This window comes from Ruegeria sp. C12 (assembly GCF_056537745.1).
Genome location: NZ_JBQFSA010000005.1, coordinates 128,712 through 150,911 on the forward strand (window position 1 = coordinate 128,712; position 22,200 = coordinate 150,911).

The 22,200-nt window shown below is 59.0% G+C and carries 22 protein-coding genes; 14 read left to right on the forward strand and 8 right to left on the reverse strand.

The features are described 5' to 3' along the window. Positions 1 to 157: 157 nt before the first annotated feature. On the reverse strand, positions 158 to 1,282 hold the full coding sequence (locus ACR0C9_RS11675) for a porin (RefSeq protein WP_170449853.1): 1,125 nt from the start codon (positions 1,280 to 1,282) through the stop codon (positions 158 to 160). Between the two features lie 308 nt (positions 1,283 to 1,590). Continuing rightward, complete coding sequence (locus ACR0C9_RS11680; RefSeq protein WP_480781068.1) at positions 1,591 to 3,186, reverse strand: NAD(P)H-hydrate dehydratase; 1,596 nt, start codon at positions 3,184 to 3,186, stop codon at positions 1,591 to 1,593. A gap of 169 nt (positions 3,187 to 3,355) precedes the next feature. Here ACR0C9_RS11680 and ACR0C9_RS11685 point away from each other — a divergent pair, with 169 nt between their 5' ends. From ACR0C9_RS11685 to ACR0C9_RS11705, 5 genes are all read left to right on the forward strand, one after another. Next, on the forward strand, positions 3,356 to 3,694 hold the full coding sequence (locus ACR0C9_RS11685) for a P-II family nitrogen regulator (RefSeq protein WP_050602105.1): 339 nt from the start codon (positions 3,356 to 3,358) through the stop codon (positions 3,692 to 3,694). A gap of 36 nt (positions 3,695 to 3,730) precedes the next feature. Beyond that, entirely contained in the window at positions 3,731 to 5,137 is a 1,407-nt protein-coding gene (gene glnA, locus ACR0C9_RS11690) for a type I glutamate--ammonia ligase (RefSeq protein ID WP_170449848.1), read from the forward strand. Positions 5,138 to 5,238: 101 nt separating this feature from the next. Then, positions 5,239 to 5,883 carry an MSMEG_1061 family FMN-dependent PPOX-type flavoprotein gene (locus ACR0C9_RS11695; RefSeq protein ID WP_170449846.1) on the forward strand — a complete coding sequence of 215 codons (645 nt, stop codon included), beginning with the start codon at positions 5,239 to 5,241 and terminating at the stop codon, positions 5,881 to 5,883. Positions 5,884 to 5,946: 63 nt separating this feature from the next. Then, positions 5,947 to 6,738 carry a lytic murein transglycosylase gene (locus ACR0C9_RS11700; RefSeq protein ID WP_170449844.1) on the forward strand — a complete coding sequence of 264 codons (792 nt, stop codon included), beginning with the start codon at positions 5,947 to 5,949 and terminating at the stop codon, positions 6,736 to 6,738. Positions 6,739 to 6,938: 200 nt separating this feature from the next. Next, on the forward strand, positions 6,939 to 7,841 hold the full coding sequence (locus ACR0C9_RS11705) for a hypothetical protein (RefSeq protein WP_480626164.1): 903 nt from the start codon (positions 6,939 to 6,941) through the stop codon (positions 7,839 to 7,841). Between the two features lie 35 nt (positions 7,842 to 7,876). Here ACR0C9_RS11705 and ACR0C9_RS11710 read toward each other — a convergent pair whose 3' ends face one another. Continuing rightward, a complete protein-coding gene (locus ACR0C9_RS11710) occupies positions 7,877 to 8,620 on the reverse strand; it encodes a heme-dependent oxidative N-demethylase family protein (protein ID WP_480781069.1) in 744 nt (247 codons plus the stop codon). Between the two features lie 123 nt (positions 8,621 to 8,743). On the opposite strand from ACR0C9_RS11710, the gene dddP reads away from it, so the two are divergent. Further along, the gene (gene dddP, locus ACR0C9_RS11715) at positions 8,744 to 10,087 is read left to right on the forward strand and encodes a dimethylsulfonioproprionate lyase DddP (RefSeq protein WP_170621999.1); all 1,344 of its coding nucleotides are present in this window, start codon (positions 8,744 to 8,746) and stop codon (positions 10,085 to 10,087) included. A gap of 8 nt (positions 10,088 to 10,095) precedes the next feature. On the opposite strand, the gene ACR0C9_RS11720 is transcribed toward dddP, so the two are convergent. Next, a complete protein-coding gene (locus ACR0C9_RS11720; protein WP_170519447.1) occupies positions 10,096 to 10,290 on the reverse strand; it encodes a hypothetical protein in 195 nt (64 codons plus the stop codon). 269 nt (positions 10,291 to 10,559) lie between these two features. Between ACR0C9_RS11720 and ACR0C9_RS11725 the strand changes: the two genes are divergently transcribed. Both ACR0C9_RS11725 and ACR0C9_RS11730 read left to right on the forward strand, forming a co-directional pair. Next, a complete protein-coding gene (locus ACR0C9_RS11725) occupies positions 10,560 to 11,777 on the forward strand; it encodes a bifunctional alpha/beta hydrolase/OsmC family protein (protein ID WP_480781070.1) in 1,218 nt (405 codons plus the stop codon). 50 nt (positions 11,778 to 11,827) lie between these two features. Further along, positions 11,828 to 12,637 carry a glycosyl transferase gene (locus ACR0C9_RS11730; RefSeq protein ID WP_480626281.1) on the forward strand — a complete coding sequence of 270 codons (810 nt, stop codon included), beginning with the start codon at positions 11,828 to 11,830 and terminating at the stop codon, positions 12,635 to 12,637. 41 nt (positions 12,638 to 12,678) lie between these two features. Here ACR0C9_RS11730 and ACR0C9_RS11735 read toward each other — a convergent pair whose 3' ends face one another. From ACR0C9_RS11735 to ACR0C9_RS11745, 3 genes are all read right to left on the reverse strand, one after another. Continuing rightward, on the reverse strand, positions 12,679 to 13,044 hold the full coding sequence (locus ACR0C9_RS11735; RefSeq protein ID WP_170449832.1) for a UbiA prenyltransferase family protein: 366 nt from the start codon (positions 13,042 to 13,044) through the stop codon (positions 12,679 to 12,681). An 11-nt stretch (positions 13,045 to 13,055) separates the two neighbouring features. Further along, positions 13,056 to 13,616 carry a hypothetical protein gene (locus ACR0C9_RS11740; RefSeq protein WP_480781071.1) on the reverse strand — a complete coding sequence of 187 codons (561 nt, stop codon included), beginning with the start codon at positions 13,614 to 13,616 and terminating at the stop codon, positions 13,056 to 13,058. Positions 13,617 to 13,723: 107 nt separating this feature from the next. Beyond that, the gene (locus tag ACR0C9_RS11745; protein WP_170449828.1) at positions 13,724 to 14,065 is read right to left on the reverse strand and encodes a hypothetical protein; all 342 of its coding nucleotides are present in this window, start codon (positions 14,063 to 14,065) and stop codon (positions 13,724 to 13,726) included. An 89-nt stretch (positions 14,066 to 14,154) separates the two neighbouring features. Between ACR0C9_RS11745 and purB the strand changes: the two genes are divergently transcribed. From purB to ACR0C9_RS11770, 5 genes are all read left to right on the forward strand, one after another. After that, positions 14,155 to 15,459: an adenylosuccinate lyase gene (gene purB / locus ACR0C9_RS11750; RefSeq protein WP_170449825.1), complete on the forward strand. Its 1,305-nt coding sequence runs from the start codon at positions 14,155 to 14,157 to the stop codon at positions 15,457 to 15,459. Positions 15,460 to 15,572: 113 nt separating this feature from the next. After that, complete coding sequence (locus tag ACR0C9_RS11755) at positions 15,573 to 15,725, forward strand: hypothetical protein (protein WP_170449824.1); 153 nt, start codon at positions 15,573 to 15,575, stop codon at positions 15,723 to 15,725. Between the two features lie 104 nt (positions 15,726 to 15,829). Then, complete coding sequence (locus ACR0C9_RS11760; RefSeq protein ID WP_480781072.1) at positions 15,830 to 16,369, forward strand: tetratricopeptide repeat protein; 540 nt, start codon at positions 15,830 to 15,832, stop codon at positions 16,367 to 16,369. 67 nt (positions 16,370 to 16,436) lie between these two features. Then, the gene (locus ACR0C9_RS11765) at positions 16,437 to 17,528 is read left to right on the forward strand and encodes a flagellar motor switch protein FliG (RefSeq protein WP_480781073.1); all 1,092 of its coding nucleotides are present in this window, start codon (positions 16,437 to 16,439) and stop codon (positions 17,526 to 17,528) included. A gap of 95 nt (positions 17,529 to 17,623) precedes the next feature. Continuing rightward, positions 17,624 to 18,547 (forward strand): lysophospholipid acyltransferase family protein, encoded by a 924-nt coding sequence (locus ACR0C9_RS11770; protein WP_170449818.1) that lies wholly within the window; start codon positions 17,624 to 17,626, stop codon positions 18,545 to 18,547. On the opposite strand, the gene ACR0C9_RS11775 is transcribed toward ACR0C9_RS11770, so the two are convergent. Further along, a complete protein-coding gene (locus tag ACR0C9_RS11775; protein WP_480781074.1) occupies positions 18,548 to 19,249 on the reverse strand; it encodes a DUF1223 domain-containing protein in 702 nt (233 codons plus the stop codon). A 247-nt stretch (positions 19,250 to 19,496) separates the two neighbouring features. Between ACR0C9_RS11775 and acnA the strand changes: the two genes are divergently transcribed. Further along, positions 19,497 to 22,187, forward strand: coding sequence for an aconitate hydratase AcnA (gene acnA / locus ACR0C9_RS11780; RefSeq protein ID WP_480781075.1), 2,691 nt, complete (start codon positions 19,497 to 19,499; stop codon positions 22,185 to 22,187). The last annotated feature ends 13 nt before the right edge of the window (positions 22,188 to 22,200 follow it).

Consider the following 22,200-nt stretch of genomic DNA (forward strand, 5'->3'; position numbering starts at 1 on the left):
CGCAAAACGGCGCGCCGGGCAAATTTGACGCCTTCTATTTGCCCAGCCGCCCGCGTGCAAGGGGGCAAAGGCCGGATCACCCTGGATTTACCGCTTCTCAGTATAAAAAACGCCCCGGATTGGACCGGGGCGTTTGTTCAGGAAATCGTCCGGGTGATCAGAACCGCCAGCGCGCGCCCAGAACCCAGGCCTCGTTGTTGTCGAACGAGGTGCCGTCGTCGAAGTCGTGGTTGCGGTATTTCAGGTAGGCATCGGTGTTGATTGCGTCGATCTTCTGCACCACCGCGATGCCCCACGCCTTGGTGCTGGACCCGTCCGAGTCAAAATCCGAACCGTCAAAATAGTCGATCCCGACGCCGGTTTTGCCCCATGGCACCCAGTTCCCTTCATAGGCGATTTTGCCGTACCAGTAATTGGGGTCGGACGCGCCATCCGCGTCGTCGTCGCGCGTACCTGCTGCAACGGTAAAGCTGAACCCGCTGGGCAACAGAACCGAGGCCGAGCCGATCGTGTCTTTGCGCTCACCCGAGTTGTCGTCGCGGTCGCGCACGGCATAGGCCAGACCGGCCGCAAATTCGACCCCGCCCGCAAAGGTGTTTTCGTAGGACAGGCCAATGTCGTAGTAATCGTCGTCATCGCTGCTGGACAGGATATTCTGACCATAGGCGATCCCGGCAGAAAATCCGTTGACGGTCGGCGTGTCATAACGAATGCGGCCCCGGCGCGAACCGTCCAGGTTGCTGCTGGAGTCGCCAACGGTGATATCGCTCAGCATGCCGTCAGTTCCGCGGTAGAAGAAGCCCGCGTTCTCGTCGTTGGTGAACGAATAAAGCGCTGTGCCGACATAGGACAAATCCACTTCGGCGGCACCATCGGACACCATGCTGCCCTGCCCGGCCGAGAATTTACCCCAATCGCCCTTCAAGGCGAAATCGACATGGCGCAGATCTTCGCGCGTCCAGCCATCGCCATTGGTGCCGAACTGATCCGCCGAGGCTGATCCGGGCAGACCCAGGCCGGTTTCAAAGCGGAAGGTAAACTCGTTGCTGCCAAAAGGCTGCAGCAAGCGCAGGCCAACGCGGCTGTTCGACAGATCGTTGTCCAAAAGCCGGGTCTCGGTCTCTTCGCCATCGTCGACCGAAATAATGGCCGGGTTCAGCTGGCCATAAAGCTCGACATAGCCGCCGCTATTGTTTTCATATTTCAATTCAGCCGCAGCCGGAATTGCCGTTGATGCGGCAAGGACTGCAACAACCGAGGTGGATTTAAAGTTCAGGGTCATTTCACTCACCATGAAAAATTCAGGTTTCAGGTACTGCTCAGATGTTTACGGAACGTGAGCGTTCCAGTGCGCCGCAATCGGTCCCGCGCGAGCATTGCTTTTTCGCAACAGCAGAAACTCGCAAAATTTGATATTTGTTAATTTTTATAAAGGCTTGAACATTCACACACTAGATCTCGCCAAGCACCACAAGTGAATTGTGACGCCGAGCCATGCGTCTGGCAAACACTCGCTATGCAACTGCGCAGGCCTTGACGGCGGATTTCCGCCGACTCGCGCCTCGCTGAGCCATTCCCCGCCCAATATACTTATATATTTAATTGCCTAAATACGTATGGAAGCTGCTCGGGCAGATCTTCCGCGATCAGCCCTGGGCCGAAGTGGCGCGCGCATTCCACGTGCGACCAGGCCGCGCTCTCGGCGGCCTGCATGGCTGAAACCCCTCGTGCCATAAGCCCTGTGATGAACCCGGCCAGCACATCCCCCGACCCGGCCGTCGCCAACCACGGGGCGGAACGGTCGTAATGCGCCGCGTTGATCGAGCACTGGCCATTTGGATCGGCAATCACCGTATCCGGCCCTTTGAACAGAACAACACACCCGGCCCGTTTCGCGGCCTCGCGCGTGGCATCCACTTTGGAATATGCAGGGCCTTTCAAGGGCACCGCATTCAGCTTCTCAGAAATATCCGGGAAAAGCCGCGCAAACTCTCCGCCATGTGGGGTCAGCACGCAGTTTGCGTGCAGCAGTCCGAACAGCGCGTCTGGGTCGTTCGCAAAGGCCGTCAGCGCATCGGCATCCAGCACTGTTGCCCGCCGCGCTGCCAACGCGACCGGCACCAATTGCAGCGCACGCTTCACTCCCAGCCCCGGGCCAAGGCACACAGCATTCAGCCGCTCATCCTGCAACACCTCGGCCAACCCATCCGCACCCTCAACGCGCTGCAACATGATGGCCGTCACCTGCGCCGCAACCTCCATCTGGGCCGACGGCGGCACCCCAATCGTCACCAACCCGGCACCGATCCGCAAAGCCCCCCGCGCCGCCAGCCGCGCCGCGCCCGTTTTACCGGCACCACCCGATAGGATAAGGGCGTGACCGTATCCATATTTGTGCGCGGAACTGCTCTTGCTAATACGCGATGAAACGCCCTCAGTCTTTTTCAGGATCGGCCCTTCGGCGTACCTGTCCCACCCGCCGTCCAATCCAATCGACTTCGTAGCAAGCGTGCCAGTATGCCGTGGACCACCACAAAGCACGTGACCACGCTTGGCCCTATGGAATGAGACCGTCAATTCGGCATCCAGCTGAGCCCCAAGTAGTTTTCCGCTATCCGAACAAAGACCCGAGGGCACATCGACCGCGACAATTCTGCCGCCGCGCGCCTCCCTGAACGCCCTTACAGACTGAAAGGCCTGGGCCAACTTGCCTTCGACAGGCCGCGCAAGCCCGGTTCCAAAAACCGCGTCAATGATCAGGTCCACTGCGGCCATATCGTCAAAAACGTCGCGAACAGAAAGGTCTTGAACAGCTCCGTTTTCCATCCACCGCTCATAATTCACGCGCGCATCGGGCGGCAGCTTCTCTGGATCGCCATATAGAAAAACCTCAACCTCCCAACCCAACTCCCGCAACAACCGCGCCACGACAAACCCGTCGCCCCCGTTGTTCCCCGGTCCACACAGCACAACGGCGCGCAAGGGATCCCCTTCATCTGGCCCCAAATATCCCGGGGAGCTCGAGGGGCTGGCCCCTTGATCCCTCAACTCTGGCCACTCCTCGAAAATCGCGTCGACAACGCCCTGCCCCGCGCGCTCCATCAGCTCCAGACCCGTCACCTGACCGGACTCAATCGCCGCCCGCTCGATCGCCCGCATCTGCGCCGCTGTCAGCAATTCTGCCATCCAAAACCCCTTCGCGATTCAATTATGATTACTTTTTGTGCAAAGTGACTAAAAATTCACCCCGCGCCAAATTTCGCCCCGCCCTAAGGCCTACATTTTCGCAATCACATTGCTGAGCGATCTTAGACGTGATCACTGCGGGTCTGACAACCATGCGAGGTGAGCCGGGATGAAAAAGATCGAAGCGATCATCAAGCCGTTCAAACTGGACGAAGTGAAAGAGGCATTGCAGGACGTTGGCGTCCAGGGCCTCAGCGTGATCGAAGTCAAAGGCTTTGGCCGCCAAAAGGGTCACACGGAACTCTACCGGGGTGCCGAATACGTGGTCGATTTTCTGCCCAAGGTGAAGGTCGAAGTGGTTCTGGACGACGATCAGGTCGATGCCGCCATCGAGGCTATCGTCTCGGCCGCCAAGACCGACAAGATCGGCGACGGCAAGATCTTTGTCTCACCCGTTGAACAAGCCATCCGCATCCGCACCGGCGAGACCGGCTCGGACGCGCTGTAACCCATTACCGAATTCTCAAACCAGAGGAACAATAGAATGAGCAAGGACGCAGTTCTTCAGCTGATCAAAGACGAAGGCGCCGATTACGTCGACGTCCGTTTCACCGACCCGCGCGGCAAGCTTCAGCACGTGACCCTGATGGCTGATCAGGTTGACGAAGACTTCCTGGAAGAAGGCTTCATGTTCGACGGTTCGTCGATTGCGGGCTGGAAGTCGATCGAAGCATCGGACATGAAACTGATGGTCGACACCGACAGCGCCTATGTCGATCCGTTCTATGCAGAAAAAACCATCTGCGTGCACTGCTCGGTCGTCGAGCCCGACACCGGCGAAGCCTATGAGCGTGACCCGCGCGGCACCGCCCAAAAAGCCGAGGCTTACCTGAAAGCGTCCGGCATCGGCGACGCGGCCTTCTTCGGCCCCGAAGCTGAATTCTTCCTGTTTGACGATGTCCGTTTCTCGAACACGATCAACAAGGTATCCTACGAGGTTGATGCGACCGACGCGTCGTGGAACACCGACACCGAATACGAGATGGGCAACATGGGCCATCGTCCAGGCGTCAAGGGTGGCTACTTCCCGGTTAACCCGATCGACGAATCTCAGGACCTGCGTTCGGAAATGCTCAGCACCATGAAGCGTCTGGGCATGAAGGTCGACAAGCACCACCACGAGGTTGCCTCGTGCCAGCACGAGCTGGGCCTGATTTTCGACAGCCTGACCAAACAGGCGGACGAGCTGCAGAAGTACAAATACGTCATCCACAACGTCGCGCACGCCTACGGCAAATCGGCGACCTTCATGCCGAAGCCCATCGCAGGCGACAACGGCACCGGCATGCACGTGAACATGTCGATCTGGAAAGACGGCAAGCCGCTGTTTGCAGGTGACAAATATGCCGACCTGTCGGATGAAGCACTATGGTTCATCGGTGGTGTTCTGAAACACGCCAAGACCCTGAATGCCTTCACCAACCCGTCAACCAACAGCTACAAGCGTCTGATCCCGGGCTTTGAAGCTCCTGTTTTGCGCGCTTACTCGGCCCGTAACCGTTCCGGTTGTGTCCGTATTCCGTGGACCGAAAGCCCGAAAGCCAAGCGCGTCGAGGCCCGTTTCCCCGATCCGGCCGCAAACCCCTATCTGGCGTTTGCTGCGCTGCTGATGGCCGGTCTGGACGGCATCAAGAACAAGATCGATCCGGGCGAAGCCATGGACAAGAACCTGTACGACCTGCCCGCCGAAGAACTGGCCGACATCCCGACCGTCTGCGGCAGCTTGCGTGAGGCTCTGGAAGCTCTGGCTGCCGATCACGACTTCCTGCTGCAGGGCGACGTGTTCACCAAAGACCAGATCGACGGCTACATCGCGCTGAAGATGGAAGAGGTCGAAACCTACGAGCATACCCCGCACCCGGTTGAGTACGGCATGTACTACAGCTGCTGATCCGGAACAGGGTTACATCTGCAAGGGCGTCCAAACGGGCGCCCTTGTTTCGTTTGGCATGATCTTTCACACTCGGACGCAAACCGGTCAGGAGAGAGCGCATGTCATCCGATACCCCGTTTGCACAATTCTCGGACATCGTAACCTCGGTCGAAGATCTGGAACGCATCACCGGCGCGCCTCTGCCCCAGATCATCGCCAAGGAATTGTCCGCACTGGATCAGATGTGCCGCGACTTCATCGACAAATCCACCTTCTGCCTGATCGCTTCGGCCAACCCGGATGGGTATCTGGACATCTCACCGCGCGGCGACCCTGAGGGGTTTGTTCAAGTGGTCTCGGACACCCTGATCGCCATCCCGGATCGCCCCGGCAACAAGCGGGTGGACACGTTTCACAACGTTCTGAAAGACCCGCGCGTCAGTGTGATTTTCTTTGTTCCCGGCAAAATGGAAACTCTGCGCATTCGCGGCACGGCGCGAATATGCGCTGACCCCGACCTGCTAAGCGGTATGGCCGTGAACGGGCGGGTGCCGAAACTTGTCCTGCTGATCCATGTCGAAACTGCCTTTGCCCACTGCCCCAAATGCGTCATCCGTGGGAACCTGTGGCAACCCGATCACTGGCCCGATGCCTCGCAACTGCCGAACATGAACGCGATGATGGTCAAACACGCGAAAATCGACAAAACGCCCGAGGAATGGTTCGAAAGCCTGAAAGCCACGGACGAACTGGACCTGTATTAACCGACTTGCCATTTCGCCCTTGGCATTTACGCTTTCACAACCACAGCCAATCGGAGTGCCCCTATGCTGCGCGCGCTTTTTCTGTCGCTTGCCCTGACCATCCCGACCGTCGGACTAACCGCGCCCTGCGGGAATACCAGCGCGGGGTTCGAGGCCTGGAAAGCGGACTTTGCCAAACAGGCGCGCCGGGCCGGAGTGAAAAGGAAGGGCTTGCAAGCGCTGGCTCAGACGCAATACGCCACCCGCACCATTGCGGCCGACCGAAACCAGAAGAGTTTCAAATACTCGCTGGATAAATTCATGCGTGTGCGCGGCGCGGATACAATTGTTGCGCAGGGGCGCAAACGCAAAGCCAGAAACCCGGATTTCTACGCCGCATTGGAACGCCAATACGGCGTGCCATCCGGAATTCTGCTGGCCATCCACGGTATGGAAACCGGCTTTGGCAGCTTCATGGGCGACAGTCAGGTTGTTTCCGCAATCACAACATTAGCCTATGATTGCCGCAGATCGGATTTCTTTATCCCCCATGCCATTGGGGCGCTTAAACTGGTCGATCAGGGCAGCATCACCATGGCGACAAAAGGGGCAAAACATGGCGAACTGGGCCATACGCAATTCCTGCCCGGCAACGCCCTGGAATACGGTGTCGATGCCACCGGCGACCGACGTGTGGACTTTTACAACCTGACGGATGCAATGGCCTCGACCGCGAATTTCCTTCGCAAAAAAGGATGGAAACCGGGGCGTGGGTATCAGCCGGGACAGCCGAATTTCGCAGTCATTCAACAATGGAATGCGGCATCGGTCTATCAGCAATCCATCGCCATCATGGCCGCGCGAATCGATGGTTAGGCCCGACACTCCGTCACCACGCCCTACACGCAATTCGGCCACAAAATTGCCATAGTGGCCACCAAAACGCCTTGGATTCAGGGTTTCCAAAGCGTAATCAATCCTCGGAAATTTCGATTTTTTTCCATTTTGGTCAAATTCTGTCCAAAAACCGTTGATAGTTTGTCGGCTTAGACAATAAGCGGCAAAGGAACATTCCAGTGGCTCGGAAGCACAGCTACCATGGCGGCCTGCAATTCGATGGCGACACAGACGGCGCGATCGAGCGGTTTGGCACAATTGTCGCCACGACGCTTGAGGATTACGGCCATTTGGTCGAACGCAAAGCGCTGTTGTCACGGACTGAGGCAAGCGTTGTCTCAAGCCAGTATATGGTGCGCCTGACGCTGGATACCGAAGCGGCGGATACCGACACACGTTACGAACGTATGGATCGCGCGGCTGGCCTGCGGACGCTCGCCCGGCCCGTTGTGTCCAACCCTCAGAACCGGTTGGTCCTGACGGTTACTCCGGTGTCGCCGCTGCTGGACGATCTCGAGATCTCGGAACTTATGCTGGTCGTCATTCTGTATCGCATGGTCGATATCTGCTCGACCCGGCGGGTGGAATGGCTGTCACCGCACACGGTATTGACCGTCGAACAGTTCATGAGCGCCTTTGACACGCTGGCCCCCAGCAAACCCAGAAACCGAAAACAGATCTTTCAATCTGTGACCGGTCAGTTTGCAGGTCTGGACATCCCAGAACCGCAAGATCCTATCGAAGCAGCCAAACCTGCGGCCCGTCCGATCCAGCTGTCAGACGAACAACTGCTCAGCATCGCGTTTCGCACGGACGAACCCCAAACCCCAACAGAAACCCTGCCCAGCGAAACCGCTGAGGAAGACGAGCGGCCAAGCGACATTCTGCGGCTCAGCAGCTGGTGCATGACAGGCGTGATCGCCAGTGTCTCCACCCCGATTGCGCTGTCCATGGCGGCGGTTAACCTGATCCGGGGTGAGGATTTCAGACTGAACACTCAGGTTCTGGTCTTCACCTTTGCCATTGTCGCCCTGAATGCCAGCAACGCTTTTGCCGACGTTGCCACCGCTTTGGGCATGTAACCGAATTACAAGAACCCTCCTTGGAGGCCCCGCCGTCAGGCGGGGTTTTCCATTTCTGCCAGGCTGTGCGCGGCCAGAACATAGGTGTGGATCGAGAAAACGACCGCGCCAGTCTTGTGCAGCCGCATCAAAGTCTGACGCTCGCTCCGCAGGTATGAGGTGGTCCCCGCTTTGGGTTTTTTCCGCGGTTCGCTGGCACTGCGGGGTTGAAAAAGCTCCGGGTCCTCGTACCACAGCGCATTGAAGCGCCAAAGCGGGCGATCAGGTTGAATCCCATCAAACAAGCGCTGCACGCGCCGGGCGATATTGTCGTCGTAGCTGGCGACCGGCACATGAATATCCATCAGCGGGCGCATGAATTTCTCACTCAAACGCCAACTGGCCGGAAAACACAGGATCGCGCCTGTCAGAACATGCTGATCGGCTTGCTTTTGCAGGATACAGAAATCCTCTTGAACCAGATGGCACAGCGTATCCAGTGGCTGGGTCCTGTCGATGTCAACCGACACGCCGTCAGGCCGCAGCACGCTGTCCGTAGCATCAGGATAGACCTGCGCCAGAACCAGTTCCAAAAGCTCTTGCGCCGCAGGTTCGGCACCTTGGTCCAGTGCCAGCACCTGATCGCGCCGTTCTTTCAACAGGGTCGCCCGATGGATCATCTGCGCGGCAAAGGCGTCATCCTGATGCAGCCACGCATCCTGCGACGCAGGCTGCACACCGGGCAGCGCACGGGCTTTGCGCGGATCATACGGGATTTTTTCCTGCAAAATGATAGTCATGAGACCCAGCTACCACCGAATCCATGCAATGTCGGTCAAAAAACGACCCGCAGACGGTCGCAATCTTCTGCGACGACGGTTCAGGGCCTCAACACACTCGACCCCATGTTAGGGAGGCGTGACGTGAATCAACACTACCGGGATACCCGCAAAATCGATCCGACCCGAGGGGAAACACTGGGCGACGGAACACCCAACGACAACAACCGGATCGAGATCGGACCGACCCAACTGGCCTTTGACGAATGGGCTGCGGCCGGGTTGAAACTACCAAACCTTGAACGGATGCGCGAATTCCGCTGGAAGCGCCTGACGCAGGCGATTGTCGATCGCGGATACGGCGGCTTGTTGATCTTTGACCCGCTGAACATCCGCTACGCCACTGACAGCACCAACATGCAATTGTGGAACACCCACAACCCGTTTCGGGCTGTGCTGCTATGCGCCGACGGGTATATGGTGATCTGGGACTACAAGAACTCGCCCTTCCTGTCGACGTTCAACCCGCTGGTGCGCGAACAGCGCTCGGGCGCGGATCTGTTCTATTTCGACCGGGGCGACAAGGTGGATATCGCGGCGGACGTGTTCTCGAACGAGGTGCGCGTGCTGATCGACGAACATGGCGGCGGAAACAAGCGTCTGGCGGTCGACAAGATCATGTTGCACGGGCTGCGCGCGCTTGAGGCGCAGGGGTTCGAGATCATGGAAGGCGAGGAACTGACCGAAAAGACCCGCGCCATCAAAGGCCCGGACGAGATTCTGGCCATGCGCTGCGCCAGCCATGCCTGCGAGACTGCCGTGGCTGAGATGGAAAAATTCGCCCGTGCCAATGTCGGCGACGGCAAAACCTCGGAAGATGACATCTGGGCCGTTCTGCATGCCGAAAACATCCGGCGCGGGGGTGAGTGGATCGAAACCCGCCTTTTGGCCTCGGGCCAGCGCACCAACCCATGGTTTCAGGAATGTGGCCCCCGTGTTACGCAGCAGAATGAAATCATTGCCTTCGACACGGACCTGATCGGCTCATACGGGATTTGCATCGATATTTCACGCACATGGTGGATCGGCGACCAGAAACCGCGCGCCGATATGATCTATGCCATGCAGCACGCGCATGAACACATCATGACCAATATGGAAATGCTGAAACCCGGGGTGATGATCCCTGAACTGACGGCCAACTCTCACAGGTTGGACGACAAGTTTCAGGCGCAGAAATACGGCTGCCTGATGCATGGCGTGGGATTGTGCGACGAATGGCCATTGGTCGCTTATCCCGACAAGGCGGTTGCCGGGGCCTATGACTATCCATTGGAACCCGGCATGGTGCTATGTGTCGAAGCCGCCGTTGGCGAAGTGGGCGGAGATTTCTCGATCAAGCTGGAAGATCAGGTGCTCATAACCGAGGACGGCTATGAGAACCTGACCAAATACCCGTTTGATGGGCGGCTTATGGGGTCAGAGTGAGGATGCCCTCACTCTGACCAATATGAACGACGCACATTGCCGTGCCAGTCTTCAACCGGCTGCGTCAATTGCGGGTCGCTTGCGAATTCGCTTAAGGGCCAGGACTGTCCCAGCGCAAAACCCAATGCGCCAACCAGAACAAGAGTAACCAATGTGCCTGCCCCGATACCGGGCGACTGCGGGGTTGCTGTAATATGTGCCATGCTTTCCTCCGGCGATGGTGTGGATACCGTGAAGATGGGGGAGGCAGTTGAATTATGAAAATGAATATTTAATCGGCATAACATCACTAATCGTGATGTTATGGTCATTCAATTGGACGCCGCAACACCGCTTACCTGCGCAAGTGCACAGGTCCTGTGCACCTGTCCGCCAAGTCCTCACCTTACCGTTACGCCTTTGACATATCCCTTGAGACTGGCTTTGCTTCACCACAGTATTGCAGGCATCCCCCCAAACCGAAGGAGCCGAAATGCCCACGGAACGCATCACTTTTGCCGGACATGACGGCGGTCAACTTGCAGCACGACTGGACCTGCCCGACGGTCCGGTGCTGGCAACCGCCCTGTTCGCGCATTGCTTTACCTGTTCCAAGGACATTCCAGCCGCGCGCCGCATCTCGGCCCGGCTGGCGGCAATGGGCATCGCGGTCTTGCGGTTCGACTTTACGGGTCTGGGCCACTCGGAAGGCGAATTTGCAAACACCACCTTCACCTCGAATGTCGAAGACCTGATTGCGGCGGCTCAGTATCTTGCGGGCCGGAACATGGCCCCTGCCCTGTTGATCGGTCACTCGCTCGGCGGTGCTGCGGTTTTGCGGGCCCGTGCGGGCATCCCTTCGGTCAAGGCGGTTGTGACGCTTGGGGCACCGGCCGATCCCAGCCACGTCTCGCACCATTTTGAAGATGCCCTGCCGCAGATCCAGCAGGACGGCAGCGCCGAGGTCTCGCTGGGCGGGCGTCCGTTCCGCATTGGCAAGGCCTTTGTCGATGATATTGCCGAAGCAGCACTGACCCCATCGGTTGCTGATCTGAAAGCCGCATTGCTGATCCTGCACGCGCCGATGGATGAAACGGTCAGCATCGACAATGCCAGCACGATCTTTCTTGCGGCCAAACACCCCAAAAGCTTTGTCACCCTTGACGATGCCGATCACCTAATCACCCGCGCTGCAGATGCCGAATATGCGGCCGATGTGATCGCAGCCTGGGTGTCGCGCTATGTTTCGCTATGCCCGCCTGCCCCACCGCCGGGCGCGCCCGAAGGCGTCATTCGCGTGACCGAGTCGGACCCCAACGGTTTCTTGCAGGACATTCAATCGGGGCCGCGCCATCACGTCGTCGCGGACGAGCCGGTGTCATATGGCGGCACGGACCGTGGCATGTCGCCTTACGGGTATGTCTCCTCGGGTCTTGGGGCGTGTACCTCGATGACCATTCGCATGTATGCGCGGCGCAAACGGTGGCCGCTGACCGGCATCACGGTCGATGTGTGCCACGACAAGGTCCACGCGCAGGATGCGGGTCTGGCAAACGAGGGCAAGATCGATCAGTTCAAACGCAAGATACGGCTGGAAGGCCCCCTAACCCCCGACCAACGCGCGCGCCTTCTGGAGATTGCGGATAAATGCCCCGTGCACCGCACGCTGGAAGGCTCGTCCGTTGTGACCACGATCCTGCTGGACGCGTGACCTGAAATCCTGTCACGGAACTGTTTCGCGTGGCTGCTACCCACGCGGCCATGGAAAAACAGATCGTGTGCATAAACTGGGGCACGCTCTACGGTGCCCCCTATATCAACCGCCTTTATCGGATGGTCTGTGCCAGAACGACGCCGCCTTTCCGGTTTGTGGCCTTCACGGATTCGCGCGACGGTGTCGATCCCGGTGTCGAGTGCTTTGACCTGCCCGAGATGCCCGGCTTCATGCCGCAGCGAACCATTGGCCAATGGCCGAAATCCAGACTGTGGGCCGCAGAGCTGGCTGATCTGACGGGGCCATTCCTGTTTCTGGATCTGGACGTCGCGATCACCGGCTCGCTGGATCCGTTCTTCGAGTTCGGCGACCCGGACGACGTTATCCTTGCACGCAACGTGGCCAAACCCCTCAGCCGTCTGGGGCAAACGTCGATCTACCGTATGCCGGTCGGTGCGCTTGCCCCGCTGCAGGATATCTTTGCCGCCGACCCTCAGGGCGTGGCGGATACGTATCGGTTTGAACAGCATTTTGTGACAAAGAACGCGCCAAACGGGATAAGGTTCTGGCCCTCCGGCTGGGTCCGCCATTTCCGGATCGAGTGTATTCCCAAGTTTCCGCTGAACTACTTTCTGGACACACGCGCACCCAAGGACGCGCGCGTCGTGATCTTTGCCGGATCGCTCAACCCGCCCGATGCGATCAAAGGCCAGTACCATGCCGAGGTTCCGCACCTGCCGCCCGGCCAACACATCTGGCGCGCGCTCAGATCAAAGCACAAGCTTCGGGGAATCCGCCAGTTTGTTCGACCAGCAACCTGGGTCGAGCGGATTTGGGATCAGGCAGAACAAAGCTAGGCCCGGCCCGGCTGTGTGCCGGGCACGGAACAGATGCCCAATCAGCGTCTCCGCGGCGCAGGCCGATGGATCGGAGGCCGCGCCGCAGGCGGTCTTGCAACCGGAGGACGCGGACGCGACGGCGGCTTGGCAATCGGCGGCTTCGGACGCGCAGGTGGCTTGCCCGCCGGGGGCTTCGGTCGATTGGGCGGCTTGCCGTCCGGCGGTCTGGGCCGGTCCGGTCGGTTCACGTCGATATCGACATCGACGTCGTGGTAATAATCATTCCACAGCATCGAGTCGTAAAACGGGTCGTACCCGTACCCATAGCCCACGCCGACACTTACGCCATCGCAGCCTGACAGGGTCAGACCTGCGACCCCCAAGCCCAGCGCGAGCACGGAACGTTTGATCAGTTTGCGTGTCATACCAACCTCCGTCATTGCAGCGACCGGAACGACGCGAAAACGGCGTTCAGATCACCCACATAAGCCGGGTCAGCCCCATCGCGCAGGATCGCCACCACGACGGCCACCCGGTTTCGCGGCAGGTCGATCAGGGTCGCCGTGAAATTGACCCCGCGACCATCGCGGTTGCCGGTGCCACGGTAGACACGAGCGGGCAACCCCCCGATACGGGTATCGCTGGTGCTGGTGACGGTTGGATCTTTGACAAGGAACTTGTCGATATCTTCAAGATATCGCTCCCCGTCCTGAATATCTTCAACTCCGGCTGGCGATACGAAGCCCATCCAGACCGTGTCGTCAGTAACCGGTCGAATGGCCATCACGCGCGCAACGGCGCGGGCATCCCCTAACTCGGTGTCTTCAATGTCACGCGGCCCGCCGGTGCGCAGGGCCCAGAAATCCGGTACTGAAAACCGAAACAAGGCCCGACCCGCATCGGTATAGGTCACAGGCGTCTCGGCCCGGACAGGTGCAGCCCCTGCCGCCCATAGGGCCGCGCAAGCAGCAAGTGTTGACGCTAGAAAAATACGCATATCTCAATAACCTGATGGTTTCGCTGCCATCAGATTGAACCGGGCGCGCTTGCTTTGTCCAGTACTGCCTTGCCCAACAACGGAAAATCCGCGCGGGAAGCGTTGGGTCAGTTCCCCCGCTTAACAAGCACGCCATCTGTTGTGTTGCCGGCGTCATCGACAAAGCGGATTGTCTGACCCTTTTGCTGAACATCATAACACGCCCACAGATCCGATGGCGGCCAGAGCGAGCAATACTGATCCCCTCGCACAGCCCAGCGCCCCTCACTTGGGCCGCCCGCGAAATATTGGGTCAGCATCGAGGGCTCAAAGGTCTGCCAAACGCCATCCCCGTAATCCAGCTTCTGTTCGGTCAGCGCCGCCAGAATTCCCTCGCCAGACAGGGTCTGAAACTCTTCAGCCGCCAGAAAACCGGGCCAGATCGCTAAAATCAGGGCAAACCGTCTCATATCCGCACTCACACCTTGTTCCTTTGATGGTGCGGGTTTAAACCCCGCCGCATCGCCTCCTGCCCAAACACAATAAGGTGCCGCTGCTTATGATTCCACGTTATTCCCGCCCCGATATGGTCGCCATCTGGTCGCCCGAAAGCAAGTTCCGCATCTGGTACGAGATCGAGGCCCATGCCTGCGACGCCATGGCCGATCTGGGCGTGATCCCACGTGAGAATGCCGAGGCCGTGTGGAAAGCCAAGGACGTGGAATTCGACGTCGCCCGCATTGATGAGATCGAAGCCGTCACCAAGCATGACGTCATCGCCTTCCTGACTCATCTGGCCGAGCATGTCGGCAGTGAAGAGGCGCGTTTTGTGCATCAGGGCATGACCAGCTCCGACGTGCTGGACACCTGCCTGAACGTACAACTGACCCGCGCCGCCGATCTGCTGATCGCCGATCTTGAGGGTCTGCTGGCCGCGCTCAAACGCCGCGCGATTGAACACAAAAACACTGTCCGCATTGGCCGCAGCCACGGCATTCACGCCGAGCCGACCACCATGGGCCTGACCTTTGCCCGCTTCTACGCCGAGATGGACCGCAACCTGTCCCGGATGCGCGACGCCCGTGCCGAGATTGCCACCGGCGCGATCAGCGGCGCGGTTGGCACCTTCGCCAACATCGACCCGCGTGTCGAAGAACATGTTTGCGACCAACTTGGTCTGGTGCCCGAACCGATCAGCACGCAGGTTATCCCCCGCGACCGCCACGCAGCTTTCTTTGCGACCCTCGGCGTGATCGCCAGCAGCATCGAAAACATCGCCATCGAAATCCGCCACATGCAGCGGACCGAGGTGCTGGAAGGCGCCGAATTCTTCTCGATGGGTCAAAAGGGCTCGTCGGCGATGCCGCATAAGAAAAACCCGGTTCTGACCGAGAACCTGACCGGTCTGGCCCGCATGGTGCGCGCGGCTGTGATCCCGGCGATGGAAAACGTGGCACTTTGGCATGAACGCGACATCTCGCATTCCTCGGTTGAACGCATGATCGGGCCCGACGCCACAATCACACTGGACTTTGCCCTGGCCCGTCTGACCGGCGTGATCGACAAGATGCTGATCTTCCCCGAGAACATGCTGGAGAACATGAACAAGTTCCCCGGTCTGGTGATGAGCCAACGCGTTCTGCTGGCCCTGACCCAAGCCGGTGTCAGCCGCGAGGACGCCTATGCCATGGTGCAGCGCAACGCGTTGAAAGTCTGGGAACACCGGACCGATTTCAAGCAAGAGCTGCTGGCAGATGCCGACGTCACCGCCGCGCTGAGCCCCGAAGAGATCGAAGAGAAATTCGACCTTGGCTATCACACCAAGCATGTCGACACGATTTTCGAGCGTGTTTTTGGCGAATAAATCATCGTAAGCCGTGAAACAGCCCGGTCTGCCACAGCAGCAGGCCGGGCTTTTTTGCGATTCAGCAAGAATCGGTTACTCTTCACGGGACGTCTCTGCAAAAGGAACTGATCATGATCCGAACCGTTCTTTGCTCGATCGCCCTTGTCTGCTTTGCCTCGGCCAGCCTTGCCTGCACCGGCCATTCCAAGCAGACCCAATCCTGCGCCGATGGCGCCGTTTGGGATCAGGAATCGCAAAGCTGCACAAAAATCATAAACAGCTAAGAGTTTTCTTTCCTGTTTGTGAATAAATGCGACCCGTCCGGTGTTAGCTTTTTTGAAGATCGCACTATGATTTCAATTAGCAGACCCGAGAACGGAGTTAAATTATGCGCCTAGTCCTAGCATCCGCGATTGCATTTCAGGCATTTGCCTTTGCCCCCATTGTTCATGCCGCAGGTGGCGACAGCAGCCCGCCGAAACCGACAAACACGACGAAGAAATGCCTGTTTGGCCGTGTGTATGACGAGGCTGCGGGCCGCTGTGTGAAGCCGAACAAAACCAATTTCACCCAAGATCAGTTGTATGACGCGGTGCGCGAGCTGGCCTATGACGGGCAGTATGAACATGCGCAGTACATTCTGCGCGTGATGGATCAAGGCGATGACCGTGTTCTTACATATTGGGGCTTTACCTACCGCAAGATGGGCGAACTGGCGCTGGCCAATGCGTTCTATCAGGATGCGATCACTGCAAACCCCGACAACATTTTGGCGCGCAGCTATATGGGTCAGGGCTTTGTCTCGGAAGGCCGCACCGATCTGGCCATCGAACAATGGCGCGAGATCAAGGCCCGTGGTGGCGAAGGCACCTGGGCCGAAGCCTCGTTGCGCGACGCAATCCGCACCGGGCTGACATATAGCTATTAGGCTTCAGCCTTTCTTTACCCGATTCTCGCTAATCTGCCTGTGGACTTGATTTTCGCTCGGCAGGCAGATGCAGGATACGAACGCGCTGATACAATTGGCACCGGGGGCGGCCGCCCCCGCCGGTGACGGTAACGACGCCCCAAGGGTTGTTCCCCGATCGCTCAGCTCTCTACAAAAGGCCGCGGTTGTTGTGCGGCTTTTGTTGAATGAAGGAGCGGATATACCGCTGGAAGACCTGCCTGACGATTTGCAGGAAAAGCTGACCCATCAATTGGGTCAGATGGGGTTGGTGGATCGCGTTACACTGGATGCCGTCGCGCGTGAATTTGGCGATGCGCTGGACAATATCGGATTGTCCTTCCCGCATGGTTTGGCTGGGGCTCTGGACGCGATCAACGGCAAGATCGCGCCCGCCACGGCGGCCCGGTTGCGCAAAGTGGCTGGCGTGCGCCAGATCGGTGATCCGTGGCAAAGGTTGCGCGAAATTCCAACCGAAGACCTTGCCCAAATGGCGCAAGCCGAAAGCACCGAGATTGCGGCGGTCATGGTCTCCAAGCTCGATACAGCGCAGGCGGCGCAATTGCTGGGTCATTTACCCGGACCTGTGGCCCGACGGATCACCTATGCCATCTCTAAAACCGCCAATGTCACCCCCGAAGCGGTCGAACGGATTGGCTGGTCGCTGGCCTCGCAACTGGATCAACGTCCGGCCCAGGCCTTCAGCGACGGGCCCGGCGCGCGGGTCGGGGCGATTCTCAACCAGTCGGCGGCCTCGACCCGCGACGGGTTGCTGACCGCGCTGGACGAAGAGGATGCAGATTTCGCTAGCGTCGTGCGCCAGTCCATATTCACCTTCGCCCATATCACGACCCGTATCGCCGCCCGCGACATTCCGGCCATCCTGCGCGAGGTAGATCAACCCGTTCTGATCACCGCCCTGGCAGGTGCTGCGGCGGATGACGACAAGGCGTCGGTGGAATATGTCCTTTCGAACATCTCATCCCGTATGGCCGATAACCTACGCGAAGAAATGGGCGAACGCGGCCGCGTCAAACAAGCCGAAGCCGAGGAGGCGATGACACAGATCGTCGGTGCCATTCGCAATCTGGTGGATGCAGGCACGCTCACCCTGGTCGAAGCCGAGGCAGAGGACACATAGATTGGGTCGCCATGGACCCATGAGGATGCTTGAGGTTGCCAGCCCCGGTCTGTATGTCTGATCGGGAAACGCGCAATATGCGGTGAGACGCCTTCATGCCTGTCGAAAAGTCAGAGCTCAGCCAGACTGAGCTTGCAAAATACTATGTCGCCAATCTGTTCCTGAAGGGGGTCATCGGCACCATGCGCCTGCTGCCGTATGAACGGCGCATCGCGACAATGGGTGCCATCGTGCGTGGCCTTGCCCCGGTGGTTGGATTTCGCAGACGCGTGCGCCGCAACCTGAACCTGACCTGCCCGGACCTGTCCGAGGCCGAGATTCGCAAGATCTCGGGCGATGTGTCGGACAATGCCGGGCGCGCGATCATGGAGCATTTTTCGCCCGAAGGCTTCATGGCGCGTCAGAAGACCGCCAAGATCAGTGGAGCCGGGATCGCAGCGCTTGATACCGCGATTGCCGAGGGCCGTCCGGTGATGATGATCACCGCTCATTTCGGTCACTACCTGGCGGCGCGCGTCGCGCTTCAGGCCCGGTGCGGCAAGCCAATCGGATGCCTTTATCGTCGAATGGCAAACCCCTATTTCAACGACGATTACGTCAAAGCCTTCTACAAAACCGGCTCACCCATGTTCGAGCAGGGTCGGCGCGGAATGGTGGAAATGGTGCGGTCGCTGAAAAGTGGTGGCATTATCGCGATCGTATCAGACCTGCATGTTCAGGGCGGCGAACAGCTGCAGTTCTTTGGCAAACCCGCGATCACCTCGGTTCTGAACGCCGAACTTGCGATGAAGTACAAAGCGGTCCTGATCCCGGTTTACGCGGTGCGTCAACCCAACGGAATCGACTTTGAAATCGTTCTGCATGAGCCGGTTCCGCACACCGATCCCAAGGAAATGACGCAGTTCACCAATAACGATCTGGAAAAGATGGTTCGTCAGCACATGGGCCAATGGTTCTGGATCCATCGCCGGTGGAAACACTGGAACGGGCTGGGCGTCAGCCCCGAGGAAATGCCCTGATCACCTGACCTTGGCGGCGGCAACAATGGGCCCGTGCCCGTCTTGCTGCACGAGCACGACCGCAGGCAGGTCTGACACCAGTTCCGCCGTGTAGCTTTGCGACGAAACACCGTCCCACTGCCCGGCGATCTGCCAGGATTCGACCACATTGGCATAATCCAGTTCATGCCCCGCCAACTCACCCCGGCGGATCGAGGCATGGCGCATCGGCGAATATTGGACCACTCGGACGTCATAGACCTGCCCCGCGGGCAGCTCGACCGGTGAGACCTCAACAGTCACGGCACCGCCATCCCGCTGCGCCTGAACCGAAGCTTGCGGGGCCGCCGTCAGATGCGCATTGATCAGTTGATCGAGCTGGCGGGCTTGTGCCCCGACCACGTCCTGCTGTCCGTTTACCACCATCTGCGGTGTGTAGATCATCGCCCGTCCGCCCTGCCGTGCATAGGCGCGCTGCCGGTCAGTGTGGCTGGGGTCGGCATATTCGTCTTTCCAACCGATATAGTCCCAGTAATCCACATGCAGGGCCAGACCGATCACATCGTCGCGTTTGGCCAGTTCGTGCATGATGTCGTCGGCCGGCGGGCAGGACGAACAGCCTTGCGAGGTAAACAGCTCGATCACCACCGGATCGCTTTTGGCCACAACGGGGACAAGCGCAAAAAGGGAAAATGCAGTGGCAATGGCGGCAGTTCGGATCATGTCTGGCCTCGGGCTAACAGCTTTATTCTCTGGATTCGATAAGGTGTGGTAATGGTTTAAACCCTTTGCTCATCACCCTCCAATCAAGGTTTCTTGAGACCGGTTGCAAGGATTTCCACCAAAATGTGTGCAATGGTATACAAAAAATGCACTTAACGAGCCGATCCTTCTTGAACCGGTGGCCCGAGTGATGCAGATAAAATGCAGCGACCCTGAATTCCAAGTTGTTTGAGAGGGAGGCCAACAGATGCCCATCAAAGTCGGACAGGACACCGCCAAAACGCGCCGCAGCCTGAGCGTGAATGGCAAATCCATCTCGTATTATTCGATCCCCGCGGCGCAAGAGGCCGGGCTGGGTGATTTTTCAAGGCTTCCCGCCGCGCTGAAAGTCGTGTTGGAAAACATGCTGCGGTTCGAGGATGACGGCTTTTCCGTCTCGGTCGAGGACATCAAGGCCTTCGGCGAATGGGGCGCGAATGGCGGCAAGAACCCGCGTGAGATCGCCTACCGCCCTGCCCGCGTGCTGATGCAGGATTTCACCGGCGTTCCGGCGGTGGTCGATCTGGCAGCGATGCGCGATGGCATCAAGGGGCTGGGCGGCGATGCGCAAAAGATCAACCCGCTGAACCCGGTCGATCTTGTCATCGACCACTCGGTCATGATTGACGAGTTCGGCAACCCCCGCGCCTTCCAGATGAATGTGGATCGCGAATATGAGCGCAATATGGAACGCTATCAGTTCCTGAAATGGGGCCAGAACGCGTTCAACAATTTCCGCGTCGTGCCCCCCGGCACCGGCATTTGTCATCAGGTGAACCTGGAATACCTGGCTCAGACCGTCTGGACCGACACCGACCAGAACGGGGATGAGGTCGCCTATCCCGACACGCTGGTCGGCACCGACAGCCACACCACCATGGTCAACGGCATGGCCGTTCTGGGCTGGGGCGTTGGTGGGATCGAGGCCGAGGCCGCCATGCTGGGTCAGCCGATCTCGATGCTGATCCCCGAGGTTGTGGGCTTTGAGCTGACCGGCGCGATGGTCGAAGGCACCACCGGCACCGATCTGGTGCTGAAGGTCGTGGAAATGCTGCGCGAGAAAGGCGTGGTCGGAAAATTTGTCGAGTTCTACGGCAGCGGTCTGGACCGCCTGCCGCTGGCCGACCGCGCGACCATTGCAAACATGGCACCGGAATACGGCGCGACCTGCGGCTTCTTCCCCATCGACGGCGAAACCCTGCGCTACATGCGCAATACGGGCCGCGACGAGGACCGGATCGCGCTGGTCGAAGCCTATGCAAAGGAAAACGGATTCTGGCGCGGGGCGGACTATGCGCCGATCTATACCGATACCTTGTCGTTGGATATGGGCACTATTGTCCCGGCGATTTCCGGCCCGAAACGCCCGCAGGATTATGTCGCGCTGACCGACGCCAAGGCCGCCTTTGCGCGCGAGATGGCCGAGACCTTCAAGCGCCCCATGGGCAAAGACGTCCCCGTCAAAGGCGAAGACTACACCATGGAATCGGGCAAGGTCGTGATCGCCTCGATCACTTCCTGCACAAACACCTCGAACCCTTATGTGATGATCGGCGCGGGTCTGGTGGCGCGAAAAGCCGCCGCGCTGGGTTTGAACCGCAAGCCGTGGGTCAAGACCTCGCTGGCACCGGGATCGCAGGTTGTGTCGGCCTATCTTGAGGCCGCTGGCCTGCAGGATGATCTGGATACCATCGGCTTCAACCTTGTTGGCTATGGCTGCACCACCTGTATCGGCAACTCGGGTCCGATCCAGAAAGAACTGTCCGAAGCGATTGCCGAGGGCGATCTGGTTGCCACCTCGGTTCTGTCGGGCAACCGCAACTTCGAAGGCCGTATCAGCCCGGACGTGCGCGCCAATTATCTGGCCTCACCGCCGCTGGTCGTGGTTTACGCGCTGGCGGGCACACTGGATATCGACCTGACCTCGGAGCCGATCGGTCAGGACAAGGATGGCAACGACGTCTTCATGAAAGACATCTGGCCCAGCCAAAGCGAAATCGCCGAGCTGGTCGAGGCAACCGTGACCCGCGAGGCGTTCCAGACCAAATATGCGGACGTGTTCAAGGGCGACGAGAAATGGCAGAGCGTCGAGGTTCCGCAACAGGAAACCTATGACTGGCCACCGAGCTCGACCTACATCCAGAACCCGCCCTATTTCCAGGGCATGAGTCCCGAGCCGGGCACGATCTCGAACATTGAAGGTGCCAAGGTTCTGCTGATCCTGGGCGACATGATCACCACCGACCACATCTCACCCGCCGGATCATTTGCGACGACCACACCGGCTGGCAAATACCTGACCGACCGCCAGGTTCAGCCGCGCGAGTTCAACTCATACGGGTCCCGCCGTGGCAACCACGAGGTCATGATGCGTGGCACCTTCGCCAATATCCGCGTCAAGAATGAGATGCTGGACGGCGTAGAGGGCGGCTACACCGTCGGGCCGGACGGTCAGCAGACCTCAGTCTACGAGGCGTCGATGGCGCATCAGGCGAACGGAACCCCGTTGGTCGTGTTTGGTGGCGAACAATATGGCGCGGGCTCGTCCCGCGACTGGGCGGCCAAGGGCACGGCGTTGCTGGGCGTCAAGGCGGTGATCGCCGAAAGCTTTGAGCGCATTCACCGCTCGAACCTTGTGGGGATGGGTGTGATCCCGCTGGAATTCACAGGCGGCGACACGCGCAAGTCGCTGGGTCTGAAGGGGGATGAAACCGTCTCGATCCATGAGTTGGACACGGTTGAACCCCTGCAGGAGGTGCCTTGCACTATCGTTTATGGGGATGGAACCGAGAAGACCATCACTCTGAAATGCCGGATCGATACCGCGCCCGAGATTGAATATATCGAAAACGGCGGCGTGCTGCAGTATGTGCTGCGGAATCTGGCGAAGGCGGGATAAAGCCGCGCCTTTG